We start from the raw sequence: 14,570 nt of genomic DNA, 5'->3' as shown, positions 1-14,570 counted from the left end.
GATGTTCGCTGAAGTTCAGACGAGGCGAGGTCCCCCGTGACGGATCCGACCACCAGCACCGCCGAACGTCCGTTCCCCGAGCTGCTGCGCCATCACCGGGTCCGCGCCGGGCTGACCCAGCGGGCCCTGGCCGACCTTTCCACCGTCAGCCCGCGGGCCATCCGCGACCTCGAGTCGGGCCGGGCCAACGCCCGCACCCAGACCATCCACCTGCTCGCCGACGGTCTGCGGCTGCAGGGCCCGCCCCGCGAGCACTTCGTCAGCGCCAGCCTCAACCGGCGCCCGACCGGCCCGTTCGACGCCGGCGCCTGCGTCGCGCCGCGCTCCGCCGACACCCTCGTCGGACGCGACACCGAGGTCCACGCGCTGGCCGGGGTCCTCGGCTCCGGGCGCCGCCGGATGATCACCATCTCCGGGCTGCCCGGCGCCGGCAAGAGCCGCGTCGCCGCCGAGCTCGCCACCACGCTCGGCGCCCGCCACCGGTGGCCGATCCTGTGGATGGGCAACGACATGGGCACGCTGCAACGGCACGGCACCGCGTACGGCCCGCTGATGCGCTCCCTGCGCTCGCTCGTGGACGCCGACCGCGACGGCATCGCCCAGGTCCGCCAGGTCATCGGCGGCCACGACGCGCTGCTGGTGCTCGACGGCCTCGCCGAGGGCACGCTCGCCCTCGACGTGCCCGAACTGCTCGACCGCTGTCCCCGCCTGCGCGTCGTCAGCACGTCGCGCCGTCCGTGGCTGGTCCCGGGCGCGCACCCGGCCGTGGTCTCACCGCTGCCCACCCCCGGCCCGGAGGACGGCGCCGACCCGTCCGGCGTGGCCTCGGTGCGGCTGCTGCTCGACCGGCTCGCCGAGTCCCGGCCGGGCTTCACCCCCGGGCCGGCGGCGACGGCGGCCGCGGCGGAGATCTGCCGGCGCCTCGACGGCCTGCCGCTCGCCCTGGAGCTGGTGGCCGAACGCGGCCGGGTGCTCAGCCTGGGGCAACTGCTGGAGATCCCCCCGGCCGGCCTGCTGGACCTGGCCGTGCCCGGCTCGCGTGACGAACGGCCGAGCACCATCGGCGCCCTGCTCGGCTCCGTCGTCGAGCGGCTCGACGACCGGTTGCGCACGATCCTCGGCGAACTGGCCCGGTCGGTGCCGGTCACCGACGTCGCCGCCGCCCTGCGCCGCGGCCTGGACGACGTGGTCGACGGTCTGCACACCCTCGTCGGCCACGGCCTCGTCCGGGTGTCGTACGGCGAGCTGACCACCGAACTGCACGTGCCCGGCCTGGTCCGGGCGGCACTCGGGACCCGCCGGTGAACCTGTGGTCAGCGTTGCGGGAGGTATCCGGCCGTGAGCGCGTACAGATCCATCCGGTCGGTGATGTTCTCCCGCAGCGACGGGCAGGGCGGCGAGCCCTCGCGCCACAGCTTGGGGCACGCGCCGCCGCAGACCGGCAGCAGGGCGCACCCGCGGCAGGGGGTCTCACCCGCGTCGACCGCGTCGTACCAGTCGTCGAAGGCACCCACCGGGCGCAACGCGTCCGCGGCGACCGTGCCGACGTCACCCAGGTCCGCCTTCTCCTGGCCCGGCACCAGCGGCTGCTCGGTGCAGCTGAAGATCCGCCCGTCCGCACCGACGACCTCGCTGTGCCGGGTCGTCGCCGCGCAGACCACCGGCCGGGTGGCCGACGGCAGCAGACCGAACCGCAGCCCGTGCCGCTGGTAGGCGAGGAACCAGGCGATCTCGGTGTCCGCCATCCGCCGGCGCGGCACCGCCAGGTCCGCGACGTCGTTGCCCCAGTCGTGCAGCGGTGCCGGGTAGCAGACCACCCGGTCGTGCGCGAGTCCCGCGCCGGCCAGGGCCGCGGCGAACGGCTCGGCCAGGCCGGCGTTGTGCACCCCGACATTCGTCCGGACCACGAACCGCAGGCCGTCGAGCTCCGGGTCGCGCAGCGCCGCGGCCAGCACGGCGACGATCCGGTCGAACGAGCCGCCCCCGCGCTTCAGCGGCCGCGACACGTCGTGCGCGGCGGCCGGGCCGTCCAGGGTGACCTCGATGGAGTCCACCCGGCACTCCCGGTGCAGCGCCCGCAGCTTGCGCGCGTCCAGCAGCGTGCCGTTCGTGACGATCTTCGCGGAGTACGCGATCCCGGCCTCGTCCGCGCTCACGACGAACCGGCGCGACAGGTCCCGCAGCACCGCGAAACCCATCATCGGCTCGCCGCCGAACCAGCGCACCGCGATCCGGTCGTAGCGGCCGGACCGCGCGGCCCGGCCGACCCGGTGGGCCAGGGCCGCCCGATGGTCCCCCGAGACGGCGCCCCGCTCGTGGGCCTGCCCGCAGTAGCCGCAGCCCATGTTGCAGTAGGCGCTGGGCATCACCACGAACTCGCGGACCCGGCGGTCCCGGGCCGCCGCCCGGCCCGCCGCGATCACCTCGCCCGCCTCGTCGCGGCCCGCGTCGACGAGCAGGCCCGCGTCCACCAGGCGCTGGTCCGAGGCCGGATCCTCACCGGCCGGATCACCGCCGGCCGGGCCGCCCGCCAGCCGGTCCGCGGTCGCCGGGTCGACGAGGTAGACCCGGGTCGTCGCGGTGTGGAAGACCGGCCGTACGACGCGCCCCGAGGGGTGCCGGAACGATGTCGCGCTGACGACCGTGTACCGGCTGGGGCGCGGCCGATCAGTTCTCGGCACAGCCACCGTTGACGGACTCGGTGAACAGGGGGTTCAGGATGCCCGACGCGTGGGTGATCTCCTCCATGAACGTGTGTGCCTCCCGCTGCAGCGCGTGAGTGGTCAACGCGAGCTGCGTTCCGGCCTGTTCCGCCAGCTCCGCCGCGTGCTGCAGCAACCAGGTATCGATCAGCATGCCTAACACCCCTGACTCCCCTGTGGACCATCCATCGAGAGACGTCCAAGTTTTGCCAGACGATCAGTCGAAGTCAAGCATCCAAATTAGGGGCGTCATACGAAACCTGTTCGACATCGCGACTATGATGTGAGACGTCCTCGTTTGAAGGGAATCGACCAATGACGGCCGAACCACGCATGGTGCAGGACGTGGAGACACTCAAGGCCCTCGCGGACCCGGCACGCCTCGCGATCCTCGAGCTGATGATGGCGGACACCGCGCGCACGTGGACCACCAAGGAACTCGCGACGGCGATCGTCATGCCGCCGAAGAAGCTCTACTACCACCTGGCCCTGCTGGAGCAGCGCGGGCTGCTCGAGGTCCGCACCACCGCCGTGGTCAACGGCATCATCGAGAAGCACTACGCGGCGGCCCAGCCGAGCATCACGTTCCAGCGCGGGCCCGGCGGCCCGGCCACCGGTCCGGTCGAGGAGATGGGCCAGGTCGTGACCACCCTGTTCGACAAGGTGCACGACAACATCCTGAGCGGCCTGCGCGCCGGCCGGACGGTCATGGACCGCCAGGCCCCGGACGCCGAACGCGTCGTGGTCAGTTACACCGCCACCGCCATGGCACCCGAGCGGGCCGGGCAGTTCCGCGACTCCCTGCTGGAGCTCGTCGAGCGCTTCGACGCCGGCACCACCCCGGGGCAGCCGACGTTCGAGCTCCTCATCGCGATCCACCCGCAGGGCTGATCCGCAGGCGCGCCCGCCCGTTGCCAGGAGTGGCATCCTAGGAGGATAGGTTGCGGAATGACCGCAGCGTGACGACGGTTGAGGGCGACGTGAAGAAGAAGATCGGGTTCCTGTCGTTCGGGCACTGGCGTGATGTCAACGGGTCGCAGACCCGCAGTGCCGCCGACGCATTGCTGCAGACCATCGAGCTGGCCGAAGCGGCCGAGGAGCTCGGGGTCGACGGGGCCTTCGTGCGGGTGCACCACTTCGAGCGGCAGCTCGCGTCACCGTTCCCGCTGCTGTCCGCGATCGGCGCGCGGACCAGCCGGATCGAGATCGGCACCGGCGTCATCGACATGCGATACGAGAACCCGCTGTACATGGCCGAGGAGGCCGCCGCCACCGACCTCATCAGCGGCGGCCGGCTGCAGCTCGGCGTGAGCCGGGGATCCCCCGAGACCGCCCTGCGCGGCAGCGAGGCGTTCGGCTACCTCCCCGGGGAGGGCTCGACCGCCGCGGACGACGCCCGGCGCAAGACCGAGGTCTTCCTCGCCGCGATCGAGGGAGTCGCGGTCGCCCGTACCGACCCGGCCCGCACCGGCGGCGTCAGCGGCGGGCTCGCCATCACCCCGCACGCCCCCGGCCTGCGCGACCGCATCTGGTGGGGCGCCGGCACCCGGGCCACCGCGCAGTGGGCCGCCACCATCGGGGCCAACCTGCAGAGCTCGACGCTGCTCAGCGAGGACACCGGCGTGCCGTTCGACAAGCTGCAGGCCGAGCAGATCGAGCTGTACCGGCAGTCCTGGCGCGAGGCCGGCCACACCCGCGAGCCGCTGGTCTCGGTGTCGCGCAGCGTCCTGCCGATCACCGAGGAGATCGACCGGATCTACTTCGGCGACCAGGAGCAGGAGGACCAGGTCGGCCTGCTCGAGGGGACCCGGTCGCGCTTCGGCCGCACGTACGCCGGGGAGCCCGACCGCATCGCCGCGGAGCTGGCCGCCGACGAGGCCGTCCGGGCCGCGGACACCGTCCTGTTCACGGTGCCCAACCAGCTCGGCGTCGAGTACAACGCCCGGATCCTGGAAACGATCACCAAGCACATCGCCCCCGCCATCGGATGGACCCGCGGACAGGGAGAATAGGGCCGTGCCGTCGCCTACTGAACCTCTGCGGAAGCTGGGCTTCCTGACCATCGGCCTGTTCGACCGGGCCGACCCGCGTGCGGGCCACGAGTCGACGCTGGAGATCATCCAGCTCGGTGAGCGGCTCGGGTTCGACAGTGCCTGGCTGCGCCACCGGCACCTGCAGTACGGCATCTCCTCGCCGGTGGCCGTGCTGGCGGCCGCGTCGCAGCGCACCTCGCGGATCGAGCTGGGCACCGCGGTGATCCCGCTGGGCTGGGAGAACCCGCTGCGCCTGGCCGAGGACCTGGCCACCGCCGACCTGCTGTCCGGCGGGCGGCTGAACCCGGGGGTCAGCGTCGGGCCGCCGATGAACTACGACACCGTCAAGGACGCGCTCTACCCGGACACCGCGGACGCCGAGGATTTCAGCTACCGGCGGGTGGAACGCCTGCTGGCAAACATCGCCGGGGAGCAGATCACCGACTTCAGCGGCGCCAAGGGCGTGGTCGAGGTGTTCTCCGAGCGGGTCGAGCCGCACGCGCCGGGGCTGCGCGAGCGCCTCTGGTACGGCGGGGCGAGCCTGCGGTCGGCGCAGTGGGCCGGTGAGCACCGGATGAACTTCCTGACCAGCAGCGTGGTCAAGGCGGAACAGGCCGAGGACTTCGCCGAGATCCAGCTGTCGCACATCCGCGCGTTCCGTGCCGCCCACCCCGACGGCGAGCGCGCCCGGGTGTCGCAAGGGCTGGTCGTCATCCCCACCGACAGTGCGACCGCGGACCAGAAGGCCAGGTACGCGGCGTACGTGGACAAGCGCACGCCCCGTACCGCCGCGCCGCAGGGCCCGGCCCGGATGATGTTCGCGAAGGACCTGATCGGTACGTCCGAGCAGCTCGCCGAGCAGCTGTCCGCGCATGCCGCGTTCCGGGAGGTCGACGAGGTGGCGTTCGCGCTGCCGTTCAGCTTCGAGCACGACGACTACGTGCAGATCCTGACCGACATGGCCACGAAGCTCGGCCCCGCGCTCGGCTGGCAGCCGGCCGCGGGTTAGGGGATGCGGCGCAGCCGGGCCCGCAGCGCCCGGCGGGCGACCGGGCCGAGGTCGTCGACGACCTCGGCCAGCACCGCCAGTTGTTCCAGCGCCTCGAACGCCGTGGTGGCGCCGGGCTCGTCGACGCCTTCGTACAGCTCGAGGCCGACGAACGCCGCGGAGACCGCCTTCGCCAGCCCGGCCGGCTCGGCGAGGGTGCCGAACGGCGAGCCGGTGAGGACCCGGCGCAGCACGGTCTCGATCTCGGCGGTCCACAGCGCCAGCGCCGCGGCCGTCGGGGGTGCGAGCCGGGGGTCGGTCTGGGCGCCGGCCAGCATCTGGGCGAGGATCGCCACGTTGCCGCCGGCCTTCTCGCGTTCGTGCAGCTCACGGCCGACCGCCAGCAGCTCCCGCAGGCTGGTCACGCCCGCGAGGGCGCTTCGGTACGACGCGACGCTCGCCGCGGTGGCGCTCTCGCAGGCCGCCGCCAGCAGGTCGTCGACGGTGCCGAAATGGTAGAAGACGAGGGCCTGGTTGACCCCGGCGGCGGTGGCGATGGTGCGCGCCGAGACGCCCGCGATACCGTGCTCGCGGATGGCCGCGAGGGCGCCGTCGATGAGTTTCTGGCGGGTGGGCGTCATGTCTCCGGCATCCTATCCGATTTGAGCACCCGCTCAAGTGCGGGGGAAGGCTCACCTCTCCCCCGGGCCGACCGACTTTAGTGCCGACAGGACCGCGCGACGACGGGACGGGGGGTGGCACGGTGACGTCCGACCGTCTGCCGGCCGTCGTCTCGCCGTACGGCGCCTTCCCGGGCCTCGGCCTGCACATCCACGACCTGACCATCCGCGGGCTGCACTCCGACGCGGTGATCGCCGCCGACGAGGCCGAGGCCGTGCTGCGGCTGCTCGGCGACGGCCGCACCTACCGGGTCAGCCGGCTCGGCCGGATGTACGCCCTGAGCGCGCTCGGCCGCCCCGACGAGGCGCTGCTCATCGGCCAGGAGCTGGTCGACGACGACGGCCCGTGGACCGGCCCGCGCACCACCGACGCGAAGATCCTCGCGGACACCGCCCGGATGCTCATCCAGGTCGGCCGGATGGACGAGGGGCTGCACCACGTGGCGCGGGCGATGGCCATGCTCGACGTGGTGCCCCGCAAGAGTCTGCGCTACTTCTCCGCGATGGCGTCGCTGGGTGACGCCGCCCGGGCCGCCGAGCTGTTCGAGCTGGCCGAGACCGCGCTGCTGCAGGCCATGGACGCGTTCGAGAACCCCGACGACGTCTACCGCTCCGGCGCCGAATTGCAGTACGCCGAGTTCCTCCTCGAGTGGGCGTTGCGCCTCGAGCACGTGCAGCGGCACGAGGAGGCCCGGGTCATCCTCGACAAGGGCGTCACGATCCTGAGCTACTGGGCGGACAAGGGCCCCGACCTGCCGCTCGGCGAGGCGCTGCTGGCCGTCGGGTACGCGAAGCAGGGCCGGCACGACGATGCCCAGTCCCTGGTCGACAAACACCTGCTCGCGATGCGCGCCGCGGGCCAGCACCACGAGAGCCGGCTGCTGCACCTGGCGCACGGCCTGGTGCTGCGCGGTGCCGGTGAGCTGCGGGGCGCCCGGCGCGAGTTCCTGGCCGCGGCCGAGCTGTGCGTGCTGTCCACCGAGACGCTCACGTTCCAGTACGAACTGGCGGTGACCGCCGCGCTGGACACCCCGGGCGAGGCCACCAGCACGGTGCTCGCCGCCCTGCACGCGCACATCAAGATGCTCTGGCAGCTGCGGCTGGACCGGCGCACGATGCTGCAGCAGGCGTACCGGCGCATCGAACTGGAGGAGGCCCGCACCAGCGCGGACCAGGCGGCGACCTCGGACGCGCTGACCGGGCTGGGCAACCGGCGGATGTTCGACCGGCGGATGGCGACGGTGACCGGTTCCGGGGCGCTGCTGCTGATCGACGTGGACCGCTTCAAGGACATCAACGACGCGTTCTCGCACGGCGTCGGCGACCGGGTGCTGGGCGAGATCGCCGCGGTGCTGCGGGCCCACTGCCGGCACGACGAGGTGGCGATCCGCTTCGGCGGCGACGAGTTCGCGCTGTTCCTGTCCGCCACCGAGCTCGAGGCCCGCCAGGTCGCGGAACGGATCCGGCAGGTCATCCTGGCCCGGGACTGGTCGACGATCGCCCCGGGCCTGCGGGTCACGCTGAGCATGGGCCTGGCGTCGTGCCGCACCGGCGAGGCCGGGCACGAGCTCTACGACCGGGCGGACGCCAATCTGTACGCGGCCAAGCGCGGTGGGCGCAACCGGCTCGCGGCCGCCGCCTGAGTTTCGCCGGACCGCCGGACATCCCGGCCCGGAAACGGCAAGCTGGGCCTATGCGGATCGGGGTCATCGCGGGGCACGACGAGATCGGCGGGGCACTCGCGCGGTGGTGGACGCAGGCCGGCCACGAGGTGGTCGCCAGCACACCGGGGGCGGCCGGCCCGGCGCAGGCCGCCGCGTTCGGTGACGCCGTGCTGTTCGCGCCGGACTGGTCCGCGGCCCACGGCGTGCTGGACCAGGTCGGCGACGTACTGGCCGGCAAGCCGGTGCTGGACGCGACGACGCCGCCGCTCGACGAGGGCGGGCTGGAACAGCTCACCCGGTGGTCGCCCCGGGTGCACTGGGTGAAGGCGTTCAACACCCTGCCGGTGGAGGTGCTGGACGCCCGCCGGGGCCGGGACCCGCTGCTGGCCGAGTTCCTCTGCACCGACTTCACCGACGCCCGGGACACCGCGTCCCAGCTGGTCCGTGACCTCGGCCTGGCGCCGATGTACGCGGGCGGTGCCGACCGGGCGTGGATCACCGAGACCGGCCCGCTGCACATGCGCGAGGTCGACATCAAGGACGCCACCGCGTACCTGGCCGCCGCGCTCGACGGGATCCGCTGACCAGGGTCCGTCAGACGCCTAGGACGTGAGGACCCCGCGCAGCAGGCTCTTGCCGGAGTGCGCGGCGTCGCCGTCGTGCGCCTCGTCGGAGATGTCCACGAGCCGGTAACGGTTGAGGTCGGTGCCCGGGGGCACCGGCAGCACCGCCTGCCGGCCGTCGGGCAGGTTGCCCAGCGACACCATCCTGGTGAGGTCGTCCGGGTCGATCAGCCACACCTCGTGGAAGCCGGTGGTCAGCGGCAGGTTCGTCACGTCGACGAGCATCTCGCCGTCGGCGCGCACCTCGGCCGCGCCGCCGGCCGACGCCGGTGCGTCCGCCAGCGGTGCCAGCGCGGCCCGGGCCGTGACGGCCTCCGGGGCCGGCGCGGTGACCCGCTGCACGACCAGGGTGCCGGCCACCGCCAGCACCGCGGCCGCCACCGCGGCCAGGACCGGGGACAGCCGCCGGCGGGCCTTCACCCGCACCGGGGCGGGCACGGGTGCGAGCCCGGCCTGGATGGCGTCCCAGACCCGGTCCGGAGGCGGCGGCAGGTCCCGCATGCCGCCGGACTCCGCACCGGCCCGCGCCACGTGCTCGAGCGCGTCCAGCTCGTCACGGCACTGCCCGCACCCGGTCAGGTGGGCGGTCTCGTCCGGCTCCGCGGTGTCCTCAGCGAGCGCGAGAAGAACCAGCCGATCGGGATCCAGATGCCGCACCGTCCACCTCCCAACGCTGTCGCAGGTTCGCCATACCGCGGCGGATGTGGCTCTTGACCGTACCCAACGGCAGTCCGGTGACCGCCGCGATCTGCGGGTGCGTCAGATCGTCGAAGAACGCCAGCTCCAGGGTGCGGCGCTGCTCGGCCGGCAGCCGGCCCAGCTCGTCCGCGACCACCAGCCGGTCCACCACCTCGTCCGGGGTGTCGTCGCCGGCCGACGAGGGCAGCAGCGCCTGGACGGTCTCGGCGACCCGGTTCTCCCGGGCCGCGGAGCGCAGCCGGTCGACGACCTTGCGCCGGGCTATCCCCAGCAGCCAGCCGAGCAGCGAGCCCTTCGCCGGGTCGAACGTCTCGTGGCCCAGCCAGGCGGCTACGAACGTGGCCTGCGTGACGTCCTCGGCGTCGGCCCGGTTGCCGAGCATCCGCTGGGCGAGGTGGAGCACGGACCCGCCGTGGCGGTCGAACGCCAGGCGCAGCGCTCTCTCGTCGCCGCCGCCGAACCGCACGGCCAGCTCATCCTCGGGCTTCATCGACCCCCCTTCGGCACGCCTTCATCCGTTCCTTCGCTCCCGGTGCGCGTTCTGGATGCAGTGAATTCGTGTGCATCCATGCAGAGGGTCCCGGGCGAAGTGATGGGTGACCGATCCCTGATACCCCAGGAGTGCTCATGCGCATCATGCCCCTGCTCGGCAGCGTCGCCGTCGTGGCGCTGTTCGGCGCCGTCGCCGCGACCCCGGCGTACGCCGCGTCGTCGCAGGTCTCCGTCGTGCACGGCATCCCCGGTCAGCCGGTGGACGTCTACGTCGACGGGAAGAAGACCGTACCGGACTTCCAGCCCGGCAAGGTCGCGGGCCCGCTGACGCTGCCCGAGGGCACGTACGACATCGCCCTCACGAAGCCCGGCGACGACCTGGACAAGGCGCTGCTCACGGTGGACGACGCGAAGGTGCCCGGCGGCGCGGACATCAGCCTGGTCGCGCACCTGTCGGCCGACGGCAAGCCCACGCTGACGCCGTTCGTCAACGACACGAAGAAGCTGGCGGCGGGCAAGGCGCGGCTGGTGGTCCGGCACACCGCCGCGGCCCCGGGCGTCGACGTGCGGGCCGCCGGGAAGCCGGTCTTCGAGAACCTGACCAACCCGAAGGAGGCCAAGGCCGACCTCGACGCCGGCACCGTCTCCGCCGACGTCGTGCTGACGGGTACGGACACCCGGGTGCTCGGCCCGGCGGACCTGTCCCTGAAGGAGGGCACGTCGACCATCGTGTACGCGGTGGGCTCGGCCGACGACAAGAGCCTGGACCTGGTCACCCAGACGATCGACGGGCTGCACTCGGCGCCGGGCGGCGTGGACAGCGGCAGCGGCGGGCTCGCCGACCGGGGCCTGAACCCGGCCTGGTACGCGCTCGGCGGTGCCGGGATCCTGCTGCTGCTCGGGGCCGGGCTGACCCGGCGACGGGCTCTGTCCGTACGCGGATGAGGTCTTCGGACCGCGCGCCCCGGTTCCGGCCGGGGCGCGCCACCCTGCTGACCGCCGCCGGGATCGCGCTGGTCCTGGCGTTCACGGTGGCCGCCTGCCGCTCCCGCACCGCGCCCGACGTCGGCGCCCCGATCGTCACGGTCCTGGAGAGCGCCCGGCCCACCACCTCGGCGCCGGAACCGGAGCCGGGGCCGGCACGCATCGAGGCCCCGCGCAGGCTGCTGATCCCGGCGCTGGACCTCGAAGCGACCGTGACGCCCGCGGGGGTGCGGGACGGGGAGTTCGCGGTGCCGCCCAGCGTGGACGAGGTCGGCTGGTACAAGTTCGGGCCCGGCCTGGAGGCGACCGCGGGCTCGATCGTGATCTCCGGGCACGTGGACAGCGCCGAGCAGGGCAAGGGCGCGTTCTTCCGGCTCGGCAAGCTGCGCCCCGGCGACCGGATCACGGTGACCGGGAAGGGCGCCGGCCGGGAGTTCTCGGTGGTGGCGCGCGAACGGTACGCGAAGACGGCGATCCCGCTGGAGAAGTACTTCGCCAGGGACGGCGCTGCCCGCCTCACGTTGATCACGTGCGGCGGGCAGTTCGACCGGCGGACCGGCCACTACCGGGACAACGTGGTGGTCACCGCTGTACCGATGGGGTAGGCCCGGTGGGACGCGTCAGGCGGTGACCCGGCGCTTACGGGTCCAGGAGAAGCCGATCAGGCCCATGATCGCGGCGAGCACGCCACCGCCGGCCGTCCAGAACCAGCGCGACGAGAAGTCCGGGATCCAGTCCCAGCTGATGCCCTCGTCGTCGTCGACCGGCGCGGCCGAGCTGGTCACGTCACCGGTCAGCACGCTGCCCGGCCGGTTGTTCGGCACCAGTGGCGCGGCCAGCACGCCCTGGTCCGCGCCGGTGTCGCCCTTGGGGGCGGCGAGCAGCAGGCCCACCGTCACCGGCAGGCCCAGGTCCTTGTCCGGCAGCTCGGTGCTGGACAGGCGCACGTAGTACGTACCCGGCAGCGGGTCGCCGTCCCAGGGCTCGGCCCACGAGCGGACCTGCCGAAGCTGACAGCGCAGCGTGACGTCGGTGTCGTCGGCCGCGGCCTGCGGGCTCTGCTCCCCCGCCACGCACGCCTGCCGGCGGCGCAGTCCGTCGAAGACCTCGACGGTCCACGCCTGGGCACCGTTGCGGTCGGCCGCCGGGGGCAGCTCGACGGTCGCGGTGAGGTCCGGGCGCTGACCGGCCTGCGCGGTGAACGACCAGTACAGGTAGTCGCCGGTGACCGCGGCGACGTCGACCTGCTGGTCCGGCGAGATGGCGATGGCGGTCAGGAACGAGGTCCCGGCGATGTTCACCGCCGGGGCCGGGGCGGGTGAGGGCGCGGCGAGCGCCGGGGTCGCCGGCAGCACGCCGATCATGGTCGCGCCGATGGCCGCGATGAGGGTCTTCCGCATGATCAGTTCTCCCGCCACTTGGCGATCCACCAGCGGGTCAGCCAGCCGGAGAGCACCCCGGCGAGCAGTCCCGCGATACCCAGCACGAGCAACAGCAGGAAGCCGCGGCCCAGGCCGGGCGCGTCGGGGGCCTTCGAGGCGTCGACCACGTCGATGCTCAGCTCCAGCGGCATACCGGGCGCGCTCGCCGCCGTCGACGACGCGAACGAGTTGCTGACGATCAGGCAGACGTCGGTGGTCGTGGCCACGTCCTCGTCGTCGTCGGTGTCCCCACTGGCCTTCGGCCGGGGCTCCTCGTCACCGGACCAGCGCAGGCCGGCGGAGAGCACGTCGGCCCGCCCGCTGCCCGCGTCGGTGCCGCGGACCAGCTCACGGCCGTCGGCGGTCGCCGCTTTCAGCAGGACGCCGTAGTCGCGCGACACCGGACGGTCCAGCGCGACGCTCACCGAGGCCCGCAACTCCTGACCGGACCGTACCGGGACCCGGTAGTAGCGGTGCTCGCTGATCTTCTCGCGGTCGGTGTAGACGCCGGGCGCCAGCAGCGGCGCCTGCCCGCAGTCCTCGGCGCCGGCGACCGGTGCCGGAGCCACCGGCGGGGGCACGGCGGCGCGGTCGACGAGTTGCTTGACCCGGTCGGTCAGCTCCTCCTCGCTCTGCGCCGCGGTGAACGTGCCGCCGGTCGCCGTGGAGATGCAGACCAGCTGCTTGCGGGTCTTCTCGTCGGGCGCGAGGCCCAGCGTGTCCACCACCAGCTTGGTGCCCTTGGCCGCCAGCTCGCGGGCCACGCTGCACGGATCAGGCGGCGTACACGTGTCCTCACCGTCGGTGATCAGCACGATCCGCCGCGCCGAACCGATGTCCCCGAGGTCCTTGGCGGCCTCACGCAGCGCCAGGCCGACCGGCGTGAATCCGGTGGGCTTCAGCTCGGCGATGGCGTCCTTGGCCTCGTCCCGGTCGACCGGCCCGACCTCGACGATCTGCTGGGTGTCCTTGCAGCCGACCTTCTTGTCGTCACCGGGATAGGTCGCGCCGAGCACCCGGATCCCGAGGTACGTGGTCTCCGGCAGCGCGTCGACGACCTCGTTGAACGCGCGTTTCGCGACCGCGATCCGGGTCTCCCCGTCGATGTCGTCGGCCCGCATGGACCCGCTGACGTCGAGCACCAGCTCGACCCGGGGCGGTTCGGCCCGGGCGGGTTCACCGGGCTCGGCGGAGGCCGGTGCGGCACCCAGCACGCTGGAGATGCCGACCAGCCCACATACAACCATTGTGGACAGTCTTTTGCGGATCACGCGGCAAGATCATAAGGCCATCCCGCCTCCGCGTGCCGCACCGGGTGTCCGGCCCCCGGCGAACCGGGTCAGAGCGTGAAGCGGTCCACGATCGCGCGCAGGTCGCCGGACATCTCCGCGAGCTGCCCCGCGGCCCGGTTCGCCGCACCGACGCCGACGGTGGTGAGCTGGACCGACGCGGCAACATCGGTGATCGTCGCGGCGACCTGACCACCGGGCGTCGCGGCCCCGGCGGCGACGGTCTGGATGGTCGCGGACATGGTGGCCGCGGACTCCGCCACGGTGGCGGCCTGCCGGGCACCCGCCTCGGCGCTGCCGGTGCTCTCCCGGCTCGTCGCGGCCAGCGAGCCCGCCGCGGCGCCCAGCCGGGTGGAGTGACTGGCCAGGTCGCTGACGGTCTGCCGCAGCGTGGTGGTGGCCCGGCGCAGGCTCTGTGCCATCCGGCCGACCTCGTCACGCTGCTCGACATCGGCGTCGCGGGACAGGTCACCGTCCGCCACGGCCTCCAGCACCCCGGACACCCTGCGCAACGGCACCACGATCATCCGGGCGACCAGCAGCGCCAGCAGCACCGCGACGGCCGCCCCGATGACGAAGACCGCGATGACCAGGGTACGGATGTCACGTACCGTCGCGTCGAAGTCCTCGCCCGCGACCAGCGCGTCGTCGGCCCGGCCGATCTCGTCCGCCAGCAGGGTCTCGTAGCTCTTGCGCAGGTCCCGGTTGGCACCCATCGCGACCGTGACAGCGGCCTTCGGGTCGCCCGGATACGACGTGAACTCGGTGCCGAGCGCGGTGAACCACGCATCGGTGGCGGCTTGATGCCGTCGATGGTGGCCTGCTCACCGGCGCTGCCCAGCGCCCGGGCCCGGCCAGGTTCGCATCGACGGCCTTCTGCCGGCCCAGCGCCTCGTCCCGGAATGTGGGGTCCCCGCCGATCAGGTATCCCCGCTCGTCGTCGGCAAAGCCCTCGACCATGGCTGAGGCGTACCCCATAGCGGCCCGCTCAGGCA

General features: G+C 73.1%; 16 protein-coding genes. 8 read left to right on the top strand and 8 right to left on the bottom strand.

The features are described 5' to 3' along the window. Window positions 1–36 precede the first annotated feature (36 nt). Window positions 37–1,305 carry a helix-turn-helix domain-containing protein gene (locus ACIA6A_RS35785; RefSeq protein WP_396102458.1) on the top strand — a complete coding sequence of 423 codons (1,269 nt, stop codon included), beginning with the start codon at window positions 37–39 and terminating at the stop codon, window positions 1,303–1,305. Between the two features lie 8 nt (window positions 1,306–1,313). On the opposite strand, the gene ACIA6A_RS35780 is transcribed toward ACIA6A_RS35785, so the two are convergent. Further along, window positions 1,314–2,681, bottom strand: coding sequence for a radical SAM protein (locus tag ACIA6A_RS35780; protein WP_396102457.1), 1,368 nt, complete (start codon window positions 2,679–2,681; stop codon window positions 1,314–1,316). Next, a complete protein-coding gene (locus tag ACIA6A_RS35775) occupies window positions 2,668–2,856 on the bottom strand; it encodes a hypothetical protein (RefSeq protein ID WP_396102456.1) in 189 nt (62 codons plus the stop codon). The genes ACIA6A_RS35780 and ACIA6A_RS35775 overlap by 14 nt, the downstream gene beginning before the upstream one ends. 161 nt (window positions 2,857–3,017) lie before the next feature. Here ACIA6A_RS35775 and ACIA6A_RS35770 point away from each other — a divergent pair, with 161 nt between their 5' ends. From ACIA6A_RS35770 to ACIA6A_RS35760, 3 genes are all read left to right on the top strand, one after another. Beyond that, window positions 3,018–3,593, top strand: a complete 576-nt coding sequence (locus ACIA6A_RS35770) for a helix-turn-helix domain-containing protein (RefSeq protein WP_396102455.1) — start codon at window positions 3,018–3,020, stop codon at window positions 3,591–3,593. 68 nt (window positions 3,594–3,661) lie between these two features. Next, the gene (locus ACIA6A_RS35765; protein ID WP_396102453.1) at window positions 3,662–4,714 is read left to right on the top strand and encodes an LLM class flavin-dependent oxidoreductase; all 1,053 of its coding nucleotides are present in this window, start codon (window positions 3,662–3,664) and stop codon (window positions 4,712–4,714) included. Between the two features lie 4 nt (window positions 4,715–4,718). Further along, window positions 4,719–5,744: an LLM class flavin-dependent oxidoreductase gene (locus tag ACIA6A_RS35760; protein ID WP_396102452.1), complete on the top strand. Its 1,026-nt coding sequence runs from the start codon at window positions 4,719–4,721 to the stop codon at window positions 5,742–5,744. Here the strand turns inward: ACIA6A_RS35760 and ACIA6A_RS35755 are convergent. Next, window positions 5,741–6,364, bottom strand: a complete 624-nt coding sequence (locus tag ACIA6A_RS35755; protein ID WP_396102450.1) for a TetR/AcrR family transcriptional regulator — start codon at window positions 6,362–6,364, stop codon at window positions 5,741–5,743. The two genes, ACIA6A_RS35760 and ACIA6A_RS35755, sit on opposite strands and share 4 nt — an antisense overlap. Before the next feature lie 122 nt (window positions 6,365–6,486). Between ACIA6A_RS35755 and ACIA6A_RS35750 the strand changes: the two genes are divergently transcribed. Together ACIA6A_RS35750 and ACIA6A_RS35745 are read left to right on the top strand one after the other, a co-directional pair. After that, on the top strand, window positions 6,487–8,046 hold the full coding sequence (locus tag ACIA6A_RS35750; protein ID WP_396102449.1) for a diguanylate cyclase: 1,560 nt from the start codon (window positions 6,487–6,489) through the stop codon (window positions 8,044–8,046). A 50-nt stretch (window positions 8,047–8,096) separates the two neighbouring features. Then, complete coding sequence (locus ACIA6A_RS35745) at window positions 8,097–8,651, top strand: NADPH-dependent F420 reductase (RefSeq protein WP_396102448.1); 555 nt, start codon at window positions 8,097–8,099, stop codon at window positions 8,649–8,651. An 18-nt stretch (window positions 8,652–8,669) separates the two neighbouring features. Here ACIA6A_RS35745 and ACIA6A_RS35740 read toward each other — a convergent pair whose 3' ends face one another. Both ACIA6A_RS35740 and ACIA6A_RS35735 read right to left on the bottom strand, forming a co-directional pair. Beyond that, on the bottom strand, window positions 8,670–9,347 hold the full coding sequence (locus tag ACIA6A_RS35740) for an anti-sigma factor (protein WP_396102447.1): 678 nt from the start codon (window positions 9,345–9,347) through the stop codon (window positions 8,670–8,672). After that, the gene (locus ACIA6A_RS35735; protein WP_396102445.1) at window positions 9,301–9,879 is read right to left on the bottom strand and encodes an RNA polymerase sigma factor; all 579 of its coding nucleotides are present in this window, start codon (window positions 9,877–9,879) and stop codon (window positions 9,301–9,303) included. The genes ACIA6A_RS35740 and ACIA6A_RS35735 overlap by 47 nt, the downstream gene beginning before the upstream one ends. A 137-nt stretch (window positions 9,880–10,016) precedes the next feature. Here ACIA6A_RS35735 and ACIA6A_RS35730 point away from each other — a divergent pair, with 137 nt between their 5' ends. Together ACIA6A_RS35730 and ACIA6A_RS35725 are read left to right on the top strand one after the other, a co-directional pair. After that, on the top strand, window positions 10,017–10,826 hold the full coding sequence (locus ACIA6A_RS35730; RefSeq protein ID WP_396102443.1) for a DUF4397 domain-containing protein: 810 nt from the start codon (window positions 10,017–10,019) through the stop codon (window positions 10,824–10,826). Beyond that, entirely contained in the window at window positions 10,823–11,470 is a 648-nt protein-coding gene (locus tag ACIA6A_RS35725) for a class F sortase (protein WP_396102442.1), read from the top strand. The genes ACIA6A_RS35730 and ACIA6A_RS35725 overlap by 4 nt, the downstream gene beginning before the upstream one ends. 15 nt (window positions 11,471–11,485) lie before the next feature. Here the strand turns inward: ACIA6A_RS35725 and ACIA6A_RS35720 are convergent, their stop codons facing one another. The 3 genes from ACIA6A_RS35720 to ACIA6A_RS35710 all read right to left on the bottom strand — a co-directional run bounded on the left by ACIA6A_RS35720 (window position 11,486) and on the right by ACIA6A_RS35710 (window position 14,291). Further along, entirely contained in the window at window positions 11,486–12,265 is a 780-nt protein-coding gene (locus tag ACIA6A_RS35720) for a peptidase (protein ID WP_396102441.1), read from the bottom strand. Window positions 12,266–12,267: 2 nt separating this feature from the next. After that, on the bottom strand, window positions 12,268–13,557 hold the full coding sequence (locus ACIA6A_RS35715) for a VWA domain-containing protein (protein ID WP_396102440.1): 1,290 nt from the start codon (window positions 13,555–13,557) through the stop codon (window positions 12,268–12,270). Between the two features lie 68 nt (window positions 13,558–13,625). Beyond that, window positions 13,626–14,291, bottom strand: a complete 666-nt coding sequence (locus tag ACIA6A_RS35710) for a HAMP domain-containing protein (RefSeq protein ID WP_396102439.1) — start codon at window positions 14,289–14,291, stop codon at window positions 13,626–13,628. Window positions 14,292–14,570: the final 279 nt, after the last annotated feature.

It is taken from the genome of Actinoplanes sp. NPDC051494, from assembly GCF_044454705.1.
GTDB lineage: Bacteria > Actinomycetota > Actinomycetes > Mycobacteriales > Micromonosporaceae > Actinoplanes.
This window is presented reverse-complemented; position numbering and strand designations above follow the sequence as displayed.